The organism is Sphingomonas sp. LHG3443-2, assembly GCF_049896405.1.
Classification (GTDB): Bacteria; Pseudomonadota; Alphaproteobacteria; order Sphingomonadales; family Sphingomonadaceae; genus Sphingomicrobium.
In genome coordinates this window covers 1,905,267-1,923,610 of record NZ_JAFCUG010000001.1, presented here as the reverse complement: position 1 = coordinate 1,923,610, position 18,344 = coordinate 1,905,267, and the positions used below count along the sequence as shown (strand labels likewise).

Genomic DNA, 18,344 nt, shown 5'->3' with positions numbered 1-18,344 from the left:
CCATGTCCTTTGCAAGCAGCTTCGCCGAGCAGGGTTTCCTTCTTATCCCGCGCTTGTTCGATGCCCTCTTCATCGACGACCTGCGCCACGAAGCCGAGCAGCAGTTCGCCGGCATGAAGGCAGCGGGGCTGGGCAAGCAGTATGAGGTCGGGGACAAACGCACCCAGCTCGCCATCGCGCTCAAAGGTCCGTTTCTCGAACCGCGCCTATGGGCCAACCCGCTGCTGCTGCAGATTCTCCGCACGCTGGTGGCGCCGGACATCTTGCTCGACAGCGTAGCGGTTGTGGTTGCCCGCCCTGGCGCGGACGAGCAGCACCGCCACCGCGACCACCCGCGCCTTTTCCCCGAACTGCCCACCGGCGCGAGCATTCCGACGCATGCCGTTACGGTCATGGTGCCGCTGATCGCGTTTGATGCAGAAGTGGGCACCACCATGCTCAGCCCGGGGACGCATCGGGGAGAGGCCCTAGGCGAAGCGGTACCTGCCTTTGTTCCGCCGGGTGGATGCTACCTCATGCACTATGACCTGAAGCACTGGGGCAGCGCCAACAATTCGGCAGTTGACCGGCCGCTGCTGACGATGACCTATGCGCGGCCGTGGTTCACCGACAGTTTGAATTTTCGGCATAACCCCCGGCTCAACATCGCCCCCGACGATGCGCGTTCGCTGCCGCAAGAGCATTGGCCGCTGTTCCGCCGCCTGCACCCCACGCCCTTCCCGCAGGTGCGGTCACACAAGCTCAGTAGAGAAGGTGCGGCCTGACCGCTTCCAGCCAGGCCGCTTCCTCCGGCCCGGCACGCCCATCGAGATCACCAGCCTCCGCGGCGCGGTCGTCGACCCATGCACGCAGCGATGAGCCGCCGTTGATGACGTCGATGGCAAGCTTGTCGAACTCATATTCATACGGGAAGTCGCGCCACAGGTCGTAGTCGGGCGACAGGTTGCGGATCGCCTTGAACGCCAGCGCCTGCAGCCGCCACGGCCGGAAGGCGTGGTGATTATAGGCTGGACCTTCGGCATGGATGAACAGGCCGGAGCAAAGCTTGCGGGCATGCTTGTGGAAGGTCGGCTCGATAAAGATCTCCCGCAGCGCGCAGCCCTTCAGCCAATGCGGCGCGAGGCGCTCCATCTCCGGCTGGAGAGCGCGAGCGTCCAGGCCGGGCGCCGCGAACAGCTCAAGCGCCCGGGTCGTTCCCCTGCCCTCGCTCAGCGTCGTGCCTTCAAGCATCACGGTGCCGGCATAGGCTCGGGCCATGTTGAGCGTGGCGGCGTTCGGGCTGGGGTTGATCCAGATCCGCTCGGTCGGCCAGCCGAAGCCGGGCGCCGCATCAGGGCTCCAGCCGTCCATGGTGATGACGCGGTAAGCGACGTCGAGCTTGAAGTGCTCAATGAACCACTGCCCCATCTCGCCCATGGTCAGGCCATGGCGCATCGGCATCGGTCCGGCGCCGACGAAGCTTTCCCAGCCGGGCTCCAGGATCGTGCCTTCGACCGGGCGCCCGGCGGGGTTGGGACGATCGAGTACCCACACTTCCTTGCCCGCCTCGGCCGCTGCTTCGAGCAGGTAGAGCAAGGTCGTGACAAAGGTGTAGATCCGGCAGCCGAGGTCCTGGAGATCGAACAGGAAGACGTCGGCGGCGCTCATCATCTGGCCCGAGGGCCGGCGTACCTCGCCGTAGAGGCTGAAGACGGGGATGCCGAGCCGGGCGTCGGTTTCGTCCGCCGTCTCCACCATGTTGTCCTGCTTGTCGCCCCTTAGCCCGTGCTGTGGCCCGAAGGCGGCGGTCACGTTGAGCCCAGCCGTCATCAGCGCATCGATGCTGTGCGTGAGGTCGGCTGTCACCGAGGCGGGATGGCCGACGAGTGCGACACGGCGCCCCTCGAGCGGGCGGCGAAGGTCGGGGTCGGCGAGGAGGCGATCGATACCGAAGAGGGTCATGGGTCCCGTCTAAGCCAGTCGCGCGGTGAAGCAATCCGGGTGGTGAAAGTCAGGCTGCGCGGACGGATGGTGAAGCGCGAAGAAGTGGCGCTGACCGCCGCGCTCCTCGATCACGGCGCTGAGCGCGAAACTTCCCTGCGCCTCGGCGGGAATCGAAAGCGTTGCGCCGAGACCCCACCAGGTCAGGTTGTCTTCAATACGAAGGTAGGGCGGGCTTGCGACTTCGGCGAGCTCCATCCCTTCTCGTTCGGCCTCGAAATCATAAGCCGCCCAGTCACCCGACGGTGAGAAATTCCATTCCTGATAAGCCTCTTCGCCATCGCCTTTCAGAAAACATTCAAAGCAGGTGGACTGCCAAAGATTGTCACGGCGCACTGGTGCCGCCGCCGTCGGAGGAACGACAAAGCGGCCTATGGGCGCACTCACCCCGAACCACAGGTTGAGCGTCGCTGTCTCGCCAAACGCGGCGGAACGTTCGGCTGAGGCCCAAACCGTGAAAGGCGGATTCGGCACGGTGGTTGGGTGCGGGACAAGCTCGAAGCGCATGGCCCATCTTACGTCATCGGGCCGCGTAAGCTAAGCGCCCTTCGCATGACGACGACCTACTCTTCCGATCTGCTCCGGCTCCTATCCGAACGCGGCTATATCCACCAGACGACCGATGCCGAAGGGCTCGACGCGCTGGCGAGCAAGGAGATCGTCACCGGCTATATCGGCTTCGACGCCACTGCGCCGAGCCTTCATGTCGGCAGCCTCGTGCAGATCATGATGCTTCGGAGGCTGCAGCAGGCGGGTCACAAGCCGATTGTCCTGATGGGCGGCGGGACCACCAAGGTCGGCGATCCGAGCTTCAAGGCCGAAGAACGCAAGCTGCTTGACGAAGCAGCGATCGCAGCCAACATCGCCGGCATCCGCAAGGCATTCGAGAATTTCCTGACGTTCGGCGATGGGCCGACCGATGCGGTGCTGGTCGACAATGCCGCCTGGCTCGACCGTCTCGAATATCTGCCATTCCTGCGCGAAGTGGGACGGCATTTCTCTGTCAATCGGATGCTGACGTTCGATAGCGTCCAGCTTCGGCTGGAACGCGAGCAGTCGCTGTCGTTCCTCGAATTCAACTACATGATCATGCAGGCCTACGACTTCCTCGAGCTGTCGCGGCGGCAGGGCTGCCGGTTGCAGATGGGCGGGTCGGATCAGTGGGGCAACATCATCAACGGCGTGGAGCTCTGCCGCCGCGCCGACGGGACCGAGGTGTTCGCCGTCACGACGCCGCTGATCACGACCGCCGATGGCGCCAAGATGGGCAAGACCGCGCAGGGCGCAGTGTGGCTGAACGGCGACGGGCCTGACGGCTTCCGCCTCAGCGCCTACGATTATTTTCAATTCTGGCGGAACACGGCCGACGTGGATGTCGGTAAGTTCTGCAAGCTGTTCACCGACCTTCCTTTGGAAGAGATCGCCCGGCTGGAAGCGCTGCAAGGGGCCGAGATCAACCAGGCGAAGATCCTTCTGGCGACCGAAGCGACCGCGCTGCTGCATGGCCGCAAGGCAGCGGAGGCTGCGGCCGCGACAGCCGCGGCTACCTTTGCGGGCGGCGGGTCGGGCGAGGCGCTACCGAGCGTTGAGACCGGTGGCCAGATCGGGTTGCTGGCGGCCTTGGTCAGCCTTGGCTTTTGTGCCTCGAACGGCGAGGCCAAGCGCAAGGTTGCCGAGGGAGCGGTCAAGCTCGACGGAGAGCCCGTAAGCGATATTGCTGCTGTCATTTCCGTCACTTCGGAGCGGAAGCTCAGCCTCGGCAAGAAGAAGCACGGACTGCTTCTGCCCTAGCCCGAGCGGAGCAGATCAACCGCCTGATCGCGCTCGAACAGATACAGGCAGAGCCGTGCCGCCTCGCCGCGTTCGCCATGCAGGCCGCCGTCGCGGTCGAGCAGCAACCGCGCGTCTTGCGTGGCCATGGGGGCGAGCTCCTGAACCTGCTCGGGTGAAGCGAGGCGGAACTGCGCTTCCCCGCTCTGACGCACGCCGAGGATCTCGCCAGGCCCGCGGAGGCGCAGATCTTCCTCGGCGATACGAAAGCCATCATTGCTCTCGCGCATCAGCGCCAGCCGCGCACGCCCCGTCTCACTGAGCGTGGCGCCGCGGAGCAGCAGGCAGGTCGACTTCGCCGAGCCTCTGCCGACGCGGCCGCGCAATTGGTGGAGCTGCGCAAGGCCGAAGCGTTCCGCGCCTTCGATGATCATCAGTGCCGCATTGGGCACGTCCACGCCGACCTCGATCACCGTGGTGGCGACGAGAATGGCGAGGCGGCCCGCCGAAAACTCGGCCATTACCGCGTCTTTCTCCGGCCCCTTCATTCGGCCGTGGACGAGGCCGACCTGGCCCGGAAAGCGAAGGGCAAGCGCAGCCGCCCGCTCTTCAGCCGCAGCGGCATCGCTGGTCTCGCTTTCGGCGACCAGCGGGCACACCCAATAAGCCTGGCCTCCCGCCGCGACATGGCGTGCGAGGCCGTCGATCACGTCGCCGATACGCTCTTCGGCGATGACGCGGGTTTCGATCGGCGTTCGGCCCGGCGGCATCTCGTCGATGCGGCTGACGTCCATCTCACCATATTGCGTCAGCGTCAGCGTGCGCGGGATCGGCGTGGCGGTCATCGCCAGCAAGTGCGGCGTGCTCGCCCCCTTGGCGGTCAGCAGCAGGCGCTCGGATACACCGAAACGATGCTGTTCGTCGATCACGACTAAACCGAGCCGGCGGTAAGCGACTCTCTCCTGGAAGATGGCGTGGGTGCCGACGAGGATGTCGATCGACCCGTCAGCGAGGCCCATGAGCGTTGAGTCGCGCGCTCTGCCCTTCTCCCGCCCGGTCAGGATGGCGACTCGAACACCCAGTGAATCCAATTGCTTGAGCAAGGTTGCATGATGTTGCCTGGCAAGTATCTCGGTCGGGGCCAGCATCGCTGCCTGAGCGCCGGCTTCCACCGCCTCCAGCATGGCGAGCAGCGCGACGAGCGTTTTGCCGGAGCCGACGTCGCCTTGCAGCAGGCGCAGCATCGGGGCTTCCTGGCCGAGATCGTCGCGGATCTCCTGCACCACCCGGCGCTGCGCCCCGGTCAGCGCATATGGCAGGTTGAGCGCTTCGGTCAGGCGCCCGTCCCCGCGCAGCGGCACGCCGCGCCGACGGCGACTGACCTGCCGCAGCAGGCCTAGCGCGAGCTGATTGGCGAAGATCTCGTCGTAGGCGAGCCGCTTGCGTGCGGCGCCATCCGCGGGCTCGGCATGGATAGTGGCAAGGCTGGTCCGCCAGTCGCGCCACGCTTCGCGGGCGAGCACCGAGGGCTCGATCCACTCGGGCAGCACCGGGGCGCGCTCCAGCGCGGCTGACACCAGTTCACGCACTCGCCGTGAGGTCAGTCCTTCGGTGAGCGGGTAGACCGTTTCCTTCAGCGCTGGCTCCGTCTTGCCGGGTTCGGTCACCTCCGGATGCACCATCTGCCATTCGTCGCCATAAGCTTCGAGCTTGCCGCTGATCGTCCGCGTCTCGCCCAGCGGCAGCTGCTTCGCCGCCCAGCCGCCGTTGTTGAAGAATGCGAGCGTCAGCATATTGCCCTCGCCGTCTACGGCATGGATACGCGTCGGACCCCGCCCGCGGCTTTGGCGGATCTCGCGCACCGTTACGTCGAGGATCACCTGGCGTCCGAGCAGCACCGGCGAGGCGCCGGGCGCCCGCACCCGCTCGATCGCGCCGGTCGGCAAGTGGAACAGCAGGTCAATCGCGCGAGTGATGCCAAGCTTGCTGAGCTGCTTTGCGACCTGCGGCCCCACGCCTTTCAGCGTCTCCGTTTCGGCGAAGAGAGGGTTCAAAAGCTCGGGGCGCATACCGCCCTTCTACTCAGGCGCCAGCCGCTCGCAATGCGCGCCCGATCTGCCTACATGGCCCAAATGCTCGACGATCCGACACTCAAGCGCCTACGCTGGCGCGCGCATCATCGTGGAACCAAGGAAGCCGACCGGATGATCGGCGGCTTCTTTGATGCGCACCACCTGCAGTGGGGCGAGCAGGACAAGACGCTGTTCGAAGCGCTGCTGGAAGAGCAGGACGTCGACATCATGGCGTGGGCCATCGGAACCCAGGCGGTGCCGGAGCGCTTCCAAGGCGCGATGATGACCGCCATGCAGCGCCTCGATTACCTGCCCATCGACCGGTGAGCGACCTTCAGCGTATCCTCAAGGCTTCCGAGCCGCTGACGCTGGCGTCAGTCCCGGCGGGCTTTCTGCCGTGGCTGACGGCTGACCTGGCCCGCGCCGCCAAGGGTCGCGCGGTAGTGATCGCGTCCGACGAAGCGGCGATGCGGGCGCTGGCCGACAACGCGCCCGCCTTCGCGCCCGAGCTCGAGGTGCTGACCTTTCCGGCGTGGGACTGCCTGCCCTACGATCGTGCATCCCCTGCCCTGCGCGTCATGGCCGAGCGGTTGGCGACGCTGAACCGGCTGCAGGAGAAGGCCGACAAGCCGCAGTTGCTGGTCACCACTGCAAACGCCGCAACCCAGCGCACGCTGACGCCGTTCCGCATCCGCCAGTTGACCCGCCGCCTGGCGCCAGGCGAGCGGATCGAGCGTGACAAGCTCATCACCCTGCTCACCGCCAACGGCTATCACCGGACCGACAGCGTGTCGGACGCGGGCGAGTTTGCGGTCCGCGGCGGCCTCCTCGACCTTTATCCCTCCGGGCTGCCGCACGCGATCCGGCTCGATTTCTTCGGCGACGAGATCGAGACCATGCGCGCGTTCGATCCCGCCGATCAGCGTACCATCGGCGCGGCCAAGCCCTTCACGCTGATGCCGGCGAGCGAGGCCCTGCTCGACGAAGAAAGCATCAAGCGCTTCCGCGCCCGCTACCGCGAGCAGTTCGGTGCCAATGCGACTGGCGATCCGCTTTACCAGGCGGTGAGCGATGGGCGGCGGCTCGCCGGCATGGAGCATTGGCTCCCGCTGTTCGAGGAGCGGCTCGAAACTCTATTCGACCATCTTGCCGAGGGTGACATCGTGCTGCGGGACGGCGGCGTGGATGGAGCGATCACCTCGCGGCGGGAGGCAATCCAGGATTATTTCTCCAACCGTGAACGGGCGATGGTGGCCGAGCCGGGCAGTTATCGTCCGCTTGCCCCGTCCGCGCTCTACCTTTCGGCCAGAGAGTGGGACGGCATCCTTGCGGACCGCCCGGTGCACCTCGCCACGGCCTTTCCTGAGCCCGCGTCCGAACGGGTGATCGACTTTGGCGTTACCGGCGCCCGCGATTTCGCCCCCGAGCGCGCGCAAAACGAGAATATCTACGAATCCGTCGTCGCCCACGTCGACAAGCTACGGAGAAAAGGTCAGAAAGTCGTTCTGGCGAGCTACACGACCGGCGCTCGCGAGCGGCTCGCCGGATTGCTCAAGGACCATGGCCTCACCGGTCAGAAGATGGTCGCAGATTGGCAAGAAGCGCTCGGCGCGCAGAACGTCACCGCCTTGCTGGTGCTGCCGCTCGACCACGGCTTTACCACTCCGCAAGTCGCTGTGCTGACCGAGCAGGACATGCTCGGCGACCGCCTCGTGCGGCGACGCAAGCGCAAGAAGAGCGCCGACGCCTTCCTCTCCGAACTGGCGACCCTCACCCCCGGCGACCTCGTCGTCCACGCCGAACATGGCATCGGCCGCTACGAAGGCCTCACCCAAGTCCAGGTCGGTCGCAGCCCCCACGATTGCGTCGCGCTGGAATATTCCGGCGGCAACAAGCTCTACGTGCCGGTCGAGAATATCGACGTCCTTTCGCGCTACGGCAGCGGCGAGGAGGGCGTGGCGCTCGATCGTCTGGGCGGCGAGGCGTGGCAGCGGCGCAAGGCGCGTATGAAGGAGCGCATCCGCGAGATCGCGGGCGAGCTCATCAAGACCGCCGCCATGCGGGCAATGCGCCAGGGCGTGGTGGCCGAGCCAGACAGCGCCTATCCCGCGATGGTTGACCGCTTCCCCTATGAGGAGACCGACGACCAGAACCGCGCCATCGGCGATGTGCTGGAGGACCTTGCCGCCGGGCGGCCGATGGATCGGCTGGTGTGCGGCGACGTCGGCTTCGGCAAGACCGAGGTGGCGCTGCGGGCGGCGTTTGTCGCGGCGATGGCGGGCTTTCAGGTGGCGGTGGTGTGCCCCACCACCCTGCTCGCCCGGCAGCATTATTCCAACTTTGTCGAACGGATGAAGGGCTTTCCGATTGAGATCGGACGGCTGTCGCGGCTGGTCGCCGCGAACGAGGCGAAGCGGACCAAGGAACTGCTCGAGGAAGGGCAGATCGACATCGTGGTTGGCACCCACGCGATCCTCGCCAAGGGTGTGAAGTTCAAGAAGCTCGGCCTTGTAATCGTTGACGAAGAACAGCGCTTCGGGGTCACGCACAAGGAGCGGCTGAAGAGCCTCAAGGCCGACGTCCATGTGCTAACCCTCACCGCGACGCCGATTCCGCGCACGCTGCAGATGGCGATGAGCGGCCTTCGCGAACTCAGCGTGATCCAGACCCCGCCGGTCGATCGCCTGGCCGTCCGCACCTACGTCACGCCGTGGGACCCGGTCGTCATTCGCGAAGCGCTGCTGCGCGAACATTATCGAGGCGGGCAGAGCTATTTCGTGGTGCCGCGCATCTCCGACCTTCCCGACATCGAGGAATGGCTGCGCGAGGAAGTGCCCGAGGTAAAGCCGATCGTGGCACACGGCCAGCTTGCCCCGACCGAGGTCGAGGAAAGGATGAGCGCCTTCTACGACCGCAAATATGATGTGCTCTTGTCGACCACCATCGTCGAAAGCGGGCTCGACATTCCGAGCGCCAATACTCTGATCGTGCATCGGGCCGAACGGTTCGGCCTCGCTCAGCTCTACCAGCTCCGCGGCCGGGTCGGACGGTCGAAGACGCGCGCCTACGCCTACATGACCACCCCGCCAGACCGACAGATCACCGAGACCGCCGAGAAGCGGCTCACTGTCTTGTCCAATCTCGACAGCCTCGGCGCGGGCTTCCAGCTCGCCAGCCACGATCTCGACATTCGCGGCGCGGGCAATCTCCTTGGCGACGAGCAGTCGGGGCACATCAAGGAAGTCGGCTTCGAACTCTATCAGTCAATGTTGGAGGACGCGATCCTCGACATGAAGGCGGGGGGCACGCGCGAGGACAAGCCGGACGAGTTCAGCCCGCAGATCAATGTCGAAGCGCCGATCATGATCCCCGACGATTATGTCCCCGATCTCGACCTTCGCATGGGCCTATATCGCCGTCTGGGCGAGCTCGAATCCCCACGCGAAGTGGAGGAGTTCGCGGCCGAGATGATCGACCGCTTCGGCAAGCTGCCGGAGGAGACGAGCAACCTGCTTCAGGTGGTCGAAACCAAGATCCACTGCCGCGCCGCTGGGATCGCCAAGCTAGACGCAGGTCTGCGCGGGGCAGTGGTGACCTTTGCGCCATCGGGCTTCCCCGATGTGAAGGGATTGTTCGACTATATCGCGCGGCTCAAGGGCACGGCGAAGCTTCGCCCGGACCAGAAGCTGGTGGTCAGCCGCGACTGGGCGAGCCCGGCACAGCGGCTGAACGGCGCGCTCCAGCTAAGCCGCGGTCTCGCGCGGGTGGCCGCGGCGGGCAAACGCGAGAAGGTGGCGGCCTGAAGCCTAGGCGAGAAAAGCGGCGAGCTCGTCCTCGGCCATCGCCTTGGCGCCCAGGAAGCCCTGATAGTAATCGCAGTTCCAGGCCTTGAGCAGGGCAAGCTGGTCGGGATCCTCGACCCCTTCGACCAGCACCTGTAGCTCAAGCTCGCGGGCCAGCGCGATCAGCGCTCTGACGACGATCTGCGCTCGCCGACCGCCGACAAGATCAGTGATGAGGCCGCGGTCAATCTTGATCATGTCGAGCGGCAGGGTCGTCAGCCAGGCGAGACTGGCATAACCCGTCCCGAAGTCGTCTACCGCGATCCGCACGCCCGCTGCGCGAAGGCAGGCGAGCCGCGCAGCAGCAGCGACGGGATCGGCGATCAGGCTGGATTCGGTGATTTCGGCGGTCACCTGCTCGGCGCGCAGGCCAGCAAGGGCAATCTCGTCCAGCAGCCAACGCTCATAGCCCGGACGGGCAAGGTCCTCGGGCAGCAGATTGAGCGACAAGCGCAGGCGTCCCAGCGGCCCCCTCCACTTGCCCATTGTCTGCAGCGCCTTGCGTTGCACCGCTCGCGACAAGCGTTCGCCGAGCGCAGCGGCAGCAGCCCTCGCGAACATCGTGTCTGGCGTCATGCCGCCAGGGTCGCGCGCCAGCGCTTCCACCCCCACCACCTCACCGGTGGCGACGCTGATCTGCGGCTGGAATGCCAAGGTCACCTTGTCCTCGGCGAGCAGCGCCTCAAGCGCGAGATCGGTTCTCACCGGCTCGAGCGGTGCCGGATGGTCGCTTGCGCGCCGGGCAGGGACAAGTGCGGGGGAGGCAATGGATGGAACCATGGCGACGCTCCTAAAGCTTGGCGCCGACCAGTGCATGGCCCTGCCAGTGGCTTGCATCATAACGGGACGGTGGCGGCGGCGCACCTCCCCCGCTATGCCGGTCCCCTTCGCCGCGGAAAAACAGGGATTCAAAGGCTTGAGCGCTGATCGTCCGCAGGGCCAAGCGGCCCGCCAGGACCTGACCGAAGCGGGAATCGCCCTTGTCGCGAGCCGCGGCGAGGCAGCGCAGGCCGCCGCTGCGATGCTCCGCCGCCGCTACCACTTCGCTTCAGAGAACGATGCCAAGATTCTGGTCGCACTCGGCGGCGACGGCTTCATGCTGCACACCCTCCACCAGATGCTCGACGGCGGCGAAGCGCGGCCGGTGTTCGGGATGAACCGCGGCACGGTCGGCTTCCTGATGAACGAGTGGCGGCTCGACTGCCTCGGCGAGCGGGTGGAGAGCGCCAAGGCCGTGAGCATCGCTCCGCTCACTATGCGCGCTCGCACCGTGCACGGCGACGAGTGGACCCACGCGGCGATCAACGAAGTCTCCTTGCTGCGCGAAACGCGGCAGGCGGCTAAGGTCGAGGTGGTAGTGAACGGCCGGGTCGTCCTGCCTGAACTCGTGTCCGATGGCGTGCTGGTGGCGACGCCAGCAGGTTCGACGGCCTATAACTTCTCGGCGCGAGGGCCGATCCTGCCTTTGTCGGCGCCCCTCCTCGCGCTCACCCCCATCGCCCCCTTTCGTCCGCGGCGCTGGTCGGGAGCGATCCTGCCGGACGAGGCGCGCATCGCCTTTCGCGTGCTTGAGCCCACCGATCGGCTGGTTTCCGCCGTCGCCGATCAGTTCGAAGTTCGCGATGTCGAGGAAGTTGAGATCGAGCTCAACCGGGACCGTCCGTTGACCCTGTTGTTCGATCCCGAGCAAGCGCTCGACGAACGGATCGCCGCCGAACAATTTGCCACGTGATTTGCCGCTGTTGAGGCTTGCCAAGCCCGGCCCGCTGCGCCATAGGCCCGCTCGCCCAAGCATCGTTCCCCGATAGCTCAGCGGTAGAGTAGGTGACTGTTAATCACTTGGTCGTTGGTTCGAATCCAACTCGGGGAGCCATCCTTCTTCAGCGCTGATCTGAATCGCCGGTGTGGCGTACCTGCCACAACCGTGAACCGGTTGTTGTTTTCAGTTCACGCAACCTTGGCACCTTAGAGACGGTTCCTCTCTCATCCAGTCGGCGATGCCGACCCTGTTGGAGAGAGTAGATGAAACCCCTTCTTCTTGCCGCCGGTGCGGTCGCGCTGACCAGCCCGCTGACCCTCGCGGCGCCTGCCGAGGCCCAGAACCGCAACTACAATCAGCAGGTGCGCGAATGTAATCGCGACCTTCGCCGAAACGACAGCCGCGCCGAGTATCGCCGTGAGCTTCGTCAGTGCCAGCGCGATCTGCAGCGTGCCCAGCGCCGGGATGCGCGCGATTGGCGCCGCTACAGCGCTTACGACTATAATCGCTTCGAGCCTGGTCAGAGCCGCTATTACGCCGACCGCTATTACCGCGATGGCCAATATTACAGCCAGCGCCGCCTCGGCTACAACGACCGCATCTATCGCGGCCAGAATGGCAATTACTACTGCCGCCGCAATGACGGTACGACCGGCCTTATCGTGGGGGCCGGGATTGGTGCCCTGCTTGGTAATCAGATCAACATCGGCGGCTCGTCGACGCTTCGGACCATTGCCGGCGGCGCACTTGGCGCGGCGCTTGGTCAGGCCATCACCCGCGGCGACGTTCGCTGTAACTAATTACCGTTGATCAAGGCGGAAGGGCCGGCCGATGTGCCGGCCCTTTCTCGCGTCCGGCTCAGTCGATCGCGGCCATCAGCGTCGCATTGCCGCCTGCCGCAGTGGTGTCGATGCAGGTCACCCGCTCGGTCGCAAAGCGCGAGACATAATGCGGGCCGCCGGCCTTGGGCCCGGTGCCGGAGAGGCCCTCTCCGCCGAACGGTTGGCTTTCCACCACCGCGCCGATCTGGTTGCGGTTGATGTAAAGATTGCCCACCCGTGCCTTTGCGGCGACCTGCTCGGCCACCGTGTCGATCCGACTTTGCAGGCCAAGAGTGAGGCCGAAGCCGGTGGCGTTGATCTGGTCGATGACTCCATCGAGGTCGCCAGACTTCCACCGGATGACATGGAGGACTGGTCCGAAATGCTCGTCCTTCAGCGCCGCCAGGCTGGGAAGCTCCGCGATCACCGGAGCGACGAAGCTCCCGTTATTGGCGGGCAGCGGGAGCTCGGCCACCACCTGCCCCGCTGCGCGAAGCTCGGCGATATGCGCGTCGAGCGAGGATTTTGCGTCGGCATCGATAACCGGACCGACATCGGTGGTGGGCAGCCGCGGGTCTCCGATCGACAGCGCTTCCATCGCGCCGCGGATCATCGTCAGCATGGTATCGGCGACGTCTTCCTGAACGAACAGCACGCGGAGCGCCGAGCAGCGCTGGCCGGCCGACTGGAAGGCCGAGGCCACCACATCGCGGGTGACCTGCTCGGGCAAGGCCGAGCTGTCGACAATCATTGCGTTTTGACCGCCGGTTTCGGCGATCAGCGGGACGATCGGTCCATTGCGCTCGGCAAGGCTGCGATTGATCGCACGAGCCACAGCGGTGGAGCCGGTGAACGCGACACCCGACGTCAGTGGATGCGACACCAATGCAGCGCCGATCTTGCCGTCCCCGACTGCGAGCTGGACCACGCCGGCGGGAATGCCCGCCTCGTGCATCAGCCGAACCGCCAACGCACCGATCAGCGGGGTCTGCTCGGCGGGCTTGGCGATGGCGCTGTTGCCGGCGGCCAGCGCGGCAGCGACCGGGCCGGTGAAGATGGCGAGCGGGAAATTCCACGGGCTGATGCAGGTCCACACCCCGCGGCCGTGGTGTCGAAGCTCGTTGAGCTCACCGGTGGGCCCGGGCAGCTGGACCGGCTGCGCCAGGCGGCGGCCTTCGGCAGCGTAGTAGCGGAGGAAGTCGACTGCCTCGCGCACTTCCAGCACGGCGTCGGGCAGGCTCTTGCCGGCCTCACGGATGCAGAGCGAGTAGAACTCTTCGCGATGATCCTCGAACAGATCGGCGGTGCGATCGAGCAGACGGGCGCGCGCTTCGCCGCCGATTAGATCCCAAGCACCCTGTGCCGCAGCGGCGCGCGCGAGCATGGCGTCGAGGTCGGCAGGGCTGGTCTCCGTGACTTCGCCAACCAGCAGCGCATGGTCGAACGGCGAACGGATCTCGGTCTTGGGGCCACTACCCTCCCCACCCGTCCAGCGCTTGCGCTCAAGGTCGGCGAGGCGGCGGAGCAAGGGCTCGCGCACGGCGATGTCGGTGAGATCGCAGCCGGTGCTGTTGCGGCGCGTGGTGCCGAACATCTCGCCCGGTAGCGGAATGGCGGGATTGCGGCGCGGCGCCATCGCCTCAAGCTGCGTCACCGGATCGCGGATCAAGTCCTCGATGTCGATCTCGGCGTCGGCAATACGGTTCACGAACGAGCTGTTGGCGCCATTTTCGAGCAGGCGGCGGACGAGATAGGCGAGCAGTTCCTTGTGGCTGCCGACCGGCGCGTAGATGCGGACGGGGGTCTGCAATTGGCCCAGTTCGCGCTCGAGCTTCACCAAGCCCTCGAACAGTTCCTCGCCCATGCCGTGGAGGCGCTGAAATTCGAACGGCGTGCTGCCCGCCAGCGCCTTAATCGCGCCGATGGTCGTCGCATTGTGGGTCGCGAAGGCGGGGTAGATGCAGTCGGGCGCGCCGAGCAACACCTTGGCGCACGCCATATAGCTGACGTCGGTCGCGACCTTGCGCGTGAAGACCGGATAATCGTCATAGCCGCCGACCTGCGCGACCTTGATCTCGCTGTCCCAGTAGGCGCCCTTGACGAGCCGGATCATCAGCTTGCGCCCGCGCGAGCGGGCCAGCGCGACCACCCATTCGGCGACCGGGCGAGCACGCTTGGCATAGGCTTGAAGCGCCATGCCGAGGCCGGTCCAGCCATTGGCGAACAGCGCATCGTCGGCGACCAGCGCCTCGAGGCAATCCATCTGCAGCTCAAGCCGATCGGATTCCTCGGCGTCGATGGTCAGGTGGACGTTTGCGGCGCTGGCTGCGGCGGCAAGCTCACGCAGCACCGGCATGATGTAGGCCTTGGCCTCGTCAGCGTGGAGCGCCTCGTAGCGCGGGTGAAGCGCCGACAGCTTCACCGAGATGCCGGGCGAGCGGACGACGCCCTCTCCTGCCTCGGCGGCGATGCGGCGAATGGCGCCGCGATAGGCCTCGGCATAGCGGTCGGCGTCGGCCAGAGTCCGCGCGGCTTCGCCGAGCATGTCGAAGCTGTGGCTAAGCCCCTTCTTGCGCTCGGGCGCGGCGCGTTCCAGCGCTTCGTCGATGGTGCGGCCGAACACGAACTGGCCGCCGAGGATCTTCATCGCCTGTCCCACCGCGGTGCGGATCACGGGTTCGCCAAGGCGGCCGACCGCACGGCCCAGCGCCGCGCTCCAGGTACCGCGATTGTCATGCCCGGCGTCCAGCACCTTGCCGGTCAGCAACAGCGAAAAGGTCGCGGCATTGACGAACGGCGAGTGGCTGTCGCCGAGCTTTTCCTTCCAGTCGGGGCCGGACAATTTGTCGCGGATCAGCTCGTCGGCGGTACGGGCGTCGGGAATGCGGAGCAGCGCCTCGGCGAGGCACATCAGCGCAACGCCCTCTTCCGAACCGAGATCGTAGGCGTGCAAAAACGCATCGAGCCCGGCCGGCTTGGCCCCGCGGACATGGCCGACGAGGTTGCGGGCGATCGCATCGGCTTCCCGCGCCTGCGCCGGATTGAGCCGCGCCTGATCCAGCCGCTCGGCGACAACCTTTTCCTCGTCGCGGCGGATGTCCCGACGCACGGCGGTGCGGTCGAGGAGGGTGGCAACCGGCGGATTATAGGCGTTCATGCTGGACACTCGTCATTGCGAGCGCAGCGAAGCAATCCACTGCCGCGCTCTTGGATTGCTTCGTCGCTACGCTCCTCGCCTAGACGAGGAAAGGCCTGCCTTTGCAGTTAGGCCAGCTGCCCGTGACAATGCTTGAACTTCTTGCCCGAACCGCAAGGGCACGGCGCATTGCGGCTGATCGGCTCGGCCGTGGCGCCTTCAGGCAGGTCGGGCTGCGGAATGTTGGTGCTGGGGCCAAAGTCGCCGACCAGACCGCGCGCCGCCGCGTCGAGATCGGCGGTGTCGTCGAGGCCCGAGAGCGGATCGAGATGCTGGGTCAGGAAGGCCGGCAGCTCGGGCAGCGGCGCTGGCTCCATCGCGATCTGCGCGCGCATCAGCGTCTTGGTAACGTCCTCGCGGATCGCGACCAGCAGCCGCTCGAACAGGGCAAAGGCTTCCGACTTATATTCGTCGATCGGCTTCTTCTGCGCATAGGAGCGCAGGTGAATGACCTGGCGCAGCGCGTCGAGGGTCGCCAGATGCTCCTTCCAGTGATGGTCGAGCGTCTGGATGAGGACAGTCTTCTCGACCTCCTGCCAGCGATCGGGTTCGACCTCGCTGGTCTTGGTGATCATCGCTTCGTCGGACAGCCCGCCGATGCGCTCGATCAGCAGATCCTGGTCGACGCCGTCTTCCTTGAACCACTCGTCGATCGGCGGCTGCAGCCCAAGCACCTCGTCGAGGCTTTCCTTGAGCCCCTCGAGATCCCACTGCTCAGGGTAGGTGCCCGGCGGACAATGCGCGTTGACCAGCGCTTCGACAGTGTCGGCGCGCATGTCGGTGACTACGTCGGAGACGTGCTCGGCGTCCATGATCTCGGCGCGTTGCTCGTAGATGACCTTCCGCTGGTCGTTCATCACGTCGTCGAATTCGACGACCTGCTTGCGGATGTCGTAGTTGCGCGCTTCGACCTTCTTCTGGGCAGTCTCAATCGCTTTGGAGATCCAAGGGGAGACGATCGCTTCGCCGTCCTCGAGGTTCTTTTCCATCAGCCGGGCAAAGGCAGTCTGCGGCCCGAAGATGCGCAGCAGGTCGTCGTCGAGGCTGAGATAGAAGCGCGACAGACCCGGATCGCCCTGACGGCCCGAACGGCCGCGTAGCTGGTTGTCGATGCGGCGGCTTTCGTGGCGCTCGGTGCCAAGCACGAACAGGCCGCCGCGCTGGCGCACTTCCTCGCGCTCGGCTGCAATCTCTTCGCGGATCTTGGCGATGGCGGCCTCGCGTTCGGGGCCTTCCGGCATATCCTTGAGCTCGTCTTCAACCCGGAACTCGACATTGCCGCCGAGCTGAATGTCGGTGCCGCGGCCCGCCATGTTGGTAGCGATGGTGACCCGGCCAAGGCGGCCCGCCTGCGCCACGATGTGCGCTTCACTCTCGTGGAAGCGGGCATTCAGAACGGCGTGCTCAACACCTTCCTTGTGCAGATATTCGCTGAGCAGCTCGGACTTCTCGATTGACACGGTGCCGACCAGCACCGGCTGACCAAGCTCCTGCTTTTCCTTCAACGACTTGGCAATGGCAGCGAACTTGTCGTTGATGTTCTTGTAGAATTCATCGTCCTCGTCGACCCGGCTGATCGGCTTGTGGGTCGGAATGGTGACGACGTTCATCTTGTAGATGTCGAAGAATTCGGGCGCTTCGGTCAGCGCGGTGCCGGTCATGCCCGACAGCTTCGGATACATGCGGAAATAGTTCTGGAAGGTGATCGAGGCGAGCGTCTGGTTCTCGGGCTCGATGTTGACGCCTTCCTTGGCCTCGACCGCCTGGTGAAGCCCGTCCGACCAGCGCCGGCCATCCATCATGCGGCCGGTGAATTCGTCGATGATGACGACCTTGCCGTCCTTGACGATGTAATCGATGTCGCGGCGGAACATGGTGTTCGCCTTGAGCGCCTGGTTGAGGTGGTGGACCACCTGCGTGTTGGCAATGTCGTAAAGGTTCTGGCCCTCGATGAGGCCGGCTTCCTCGAGCAGCCGCTCGGCCTTTTCGGTGCCTTCTTCGGTAAGAACGACGCTGCGCTGCTTCTCATCCTTCTCGTAATCGCCTTCGCCGAGCTGCTTCACCAGCGCGTCGACCGAGATGTAGAGCTCGCTCTTGTCGTCGGTCGGGCCGGAGATGATCAGCGGAGTGCGGGCTTCGTCGATCAGGATCGAGTCCACTTCGTCGACGATCGCATGATTGAACGGCCGCTGGACCATCTGGTCGCGGCTGAACTTCATGTTGTCACGGAGGTAATCGAAGCCGAGCTCGTTGTTGGTGGCGTAGGTGATGTCGGCGGCGTACGCCGCGCGCCGCTCGTCCTCGTTGAGGTTGGGGACGATGACGCCCACGGTCAGGCCCAGGAAGTTGTGGACCTGACCCATCCATTCGGCGTCGCGCTTGGCGAGATAGTCGTTGACGGTGACGACGTGGACGCCCTTGCCCGGCAACGCGTTCAGATAGGTCGCGAGCGTCGCGACCAGCGTCTTGCCCTCGCCGGTGCGCATCTCCGCGATCTCACCGCGGTGGAGCGCGATACCGCCGATCATCTGCACATCGTAATGCCGCTGGCCGAGCGTCCGCTTGGCCGCCTCGCGCACGGTGGCGAACGCCTCGGGTAGCAGGTCGTCGAGATCGGCCCCATTCTCGAGCCGCTGGCGGAAGATCGCGGTCTGGTTCTTCAGCTCGTCGTCGGTCAGCGCCGAGATGCTCGGCTCATGCGCGTTGATCGCCTCCACGATACGGCGGAGCTTGGCGACATAACGGTCGTTGCTCGAGCCGAAGAGCGACTTGGCGAACGATTGCAGCATGGAACTTCCTTAAGGGCGCTGGGCAACAACAAACGCGCCCGCGCACGAGCGTTTTCAAGTGCCGGGCGATGTAGGTTCGGGGTGCGGCCTAGTCAATCGACCGGCGGCCGCACCG

General features: G+C 65.5%; 12 protein-coding genes and 1 tRNA gene. 7 read left to right on the top strand and 6 right to left on the bottom strand.

What is annotated here, in order from left to right:
• Window positions 1–2: 2 nt before the first annotated feature.
• On the top strand, window positions 3–764 hold the full coding sequence (locus tag ACP69Z_RS09540) for a phytanoyl-CoA dioxygenase family protein (RefSeq protein ID WP_426267264.1): 762 nt from the start codon (window positions 3–5) through the stop codon (window positions 762–764).
• Here ACP69Z_RS09540 and ACP69Z_RS09535 read toward each other — a convergent pair.
• The gene (locus ACP69Z_RS09535; protein ID WP_426267263.1) at window positions 742–1,941 is read right to left on the bottom strand and encodes an exo-beta-N-acetylmuramidase NamZ family protein; all 1,200 of its coding nucleotides are present in this window, start codon (window positions 1,939–1,941) and stop codon (window positions 742–744) included. The genes ACP69Z_RS09540 and ACP69Z_RS09535 overlap by 23 nt on opposite strands.
• 9 nt (window positions 1,942–1,950) lie before the next feature.
• Entirely contained in the window at window positions 1,951–2,487 is a 537-nt protein-coding gene (locus ACP69Z_RS09530) for a DOMON-like domain-containing protein (protein WP_426267262.1), read from the bottom strand.
• A 45-nt stretch (window positions 2,488–2,532) separates the two neighbouring features.
• Between ACP69Z_RS09530 and tyrS the strand changes: the two genes are divergently transcribed.
• Entirely contained in the window at window positions 2,533–3,771 is a 1,239-nt protein-coding gene (gene tyrS, locus ACP69Z_RS09525) for a tyrosine--tRNA ligase (RefSeq protein WP_426267261.1), read from the top strand.
• On the opposite strand, the gene recG is transcribed toward tyrS, so the two are convergent.
• The gene (gene recG / locus ACP69Z_RS09520; RefSeq protein ID WP_426267260.1) at window positions 3,768–5,819 is read right to left on the bottom strand and encodes an ATP-dependent DNA helicase RecG; all 2,052 of its coding nucleotides are present in this window, start codon (window positions 5,817–5,819) and stop codon (window positions 3,768–3,770) included. The two genes, tyrS and recG, sit on opposite strands and share 4 nt — an antisense overlap.
• A gap of 33 nt (window positions 5,820–5,852) precedes the next feature.
• Between recG and ACP69Z_RS09515 the strand changes: the two genes are divergently transcribed.
• A complete protein-coding gene (locus tag ACP69Z_RS09515; protein WP_426267259.1) occupies window positions 5,853–6,149 on the top strand; it encodes a succinate dehydrogenase assembly factor 2 in 297 nt (98 codons plus the stop codon).
• The gene (gene mfd / locus ACP69Z_RS09510) at window positions 6,146–9,625 is read left to right on the top strand and encodes a transcription-repair coupling factor (RefSeq protein WP_426267258.1); all 3,480 of its coding nucleotides are present in this window, start codon (window positions 6,146–6,148) and stop codon (window positions 9,623–9,625) included. Before ACP69Z_RS09515 ends, mfd begins: the two co-directional genes overlap by 4 nt.
• Window positions 9,626–9,628: 3 nt before the next feature.
• Here the strand turns inward: mfd and ACP69Z_RS09505 are convergent, their stop codons facing one another.
• Window positions 9,629–10,444, bottom strand: a complete 816-nt coding sequence (locus ACP69Z_RS09505; protein WP_426267257.1) for an EAL domain-containing protein — start codon at window positions 10,442–10,444, stop codon at window positions 9,629–9,631.
• 136 nt (window positions 10,445–10,580) lie between these two features.
• Between ACP69Z_RS09505 and ACP69Z_RS09500 the strand changes: the two genes are divergently transcribed.
• The 3 genes from ACP69Z_RS09500 to ACP69Z_RS09490 all read left to right on the top strand — a co-directional run bounded on the left by ACP69Z_RS09500 (window position 10,581) and on the right by ACP69Z_RS09490 (window position 12,223).
• Window positions 10,581–11,396: an NAD kinase gene (locus tag ACP69Z_RS09500; protein ID WP_426267256.1), complete on the top strand. Its 816-nt coding sequence runs from the start codon at window positions 10,581–10,583 to the stop codon at window positions 11,394–11,396.
• A 66-nt stretch (window positions 11,397–11,462) separates the two neighbouring features.
• Window positions 11,463–11,537: transfer RNA gene (locus ACP69Z_RS09495), tRNA-Asn, on the top strand.
• A 149-nt stretch (window positions 11,538–11,686) separates the two neighbouring features.
• The gene (locus ACP69Z_RS09490; RefSeq protein WP_426267255.1) at window positions 11,687–12,223 is read left to right on the top strand and encodes a glycine zipper 2TM domain-containing protein; all 537 of its coding nucleotides are present in this window, start codon (window positions 11,687–11,689) and stop codon (window positions 12,221–12,223) included.
• A 58-nt stretch (window positions 12,224–12,281) separates the two neighbouring features.
• Here ACP69Z_RS09490 and putA read toward each other — a convergent pair whose 3' ends face one another.
• Together putA and secA are read right to left on the bottom strand one after the other, a co-directional pair.
• Window positions 12,282–15,401, bottom strand: a complete 3,120-nt coding sequence (gene putA / locus ACP69Z_RS09485) for a bifunctional proline dehydrogenase/L-glutamate gamma-semialdehyde dehydrogenase PutA (protein WP_426267254.1) — start codon at window positions 15,399–15,401, stop codon at window positions 12,282–12,284.
• 107 nt (window positions 15,402–15,508) lie between these two features.
• Window positions 15,509–18,229 (bottom strand): preprotein translocase subunit SecA, encoded by a 2,721-nt coding sequence (gene secA / locus ACP69Z_RS09480; RefSeq protein WP_426267253.1) that lies wholly within the window; start codon window positions 18,227–18,229, stop codon window positions 15,509–15,511.
• Window positions 18,230–18,344: the final 115 nt, after the last annotated feature.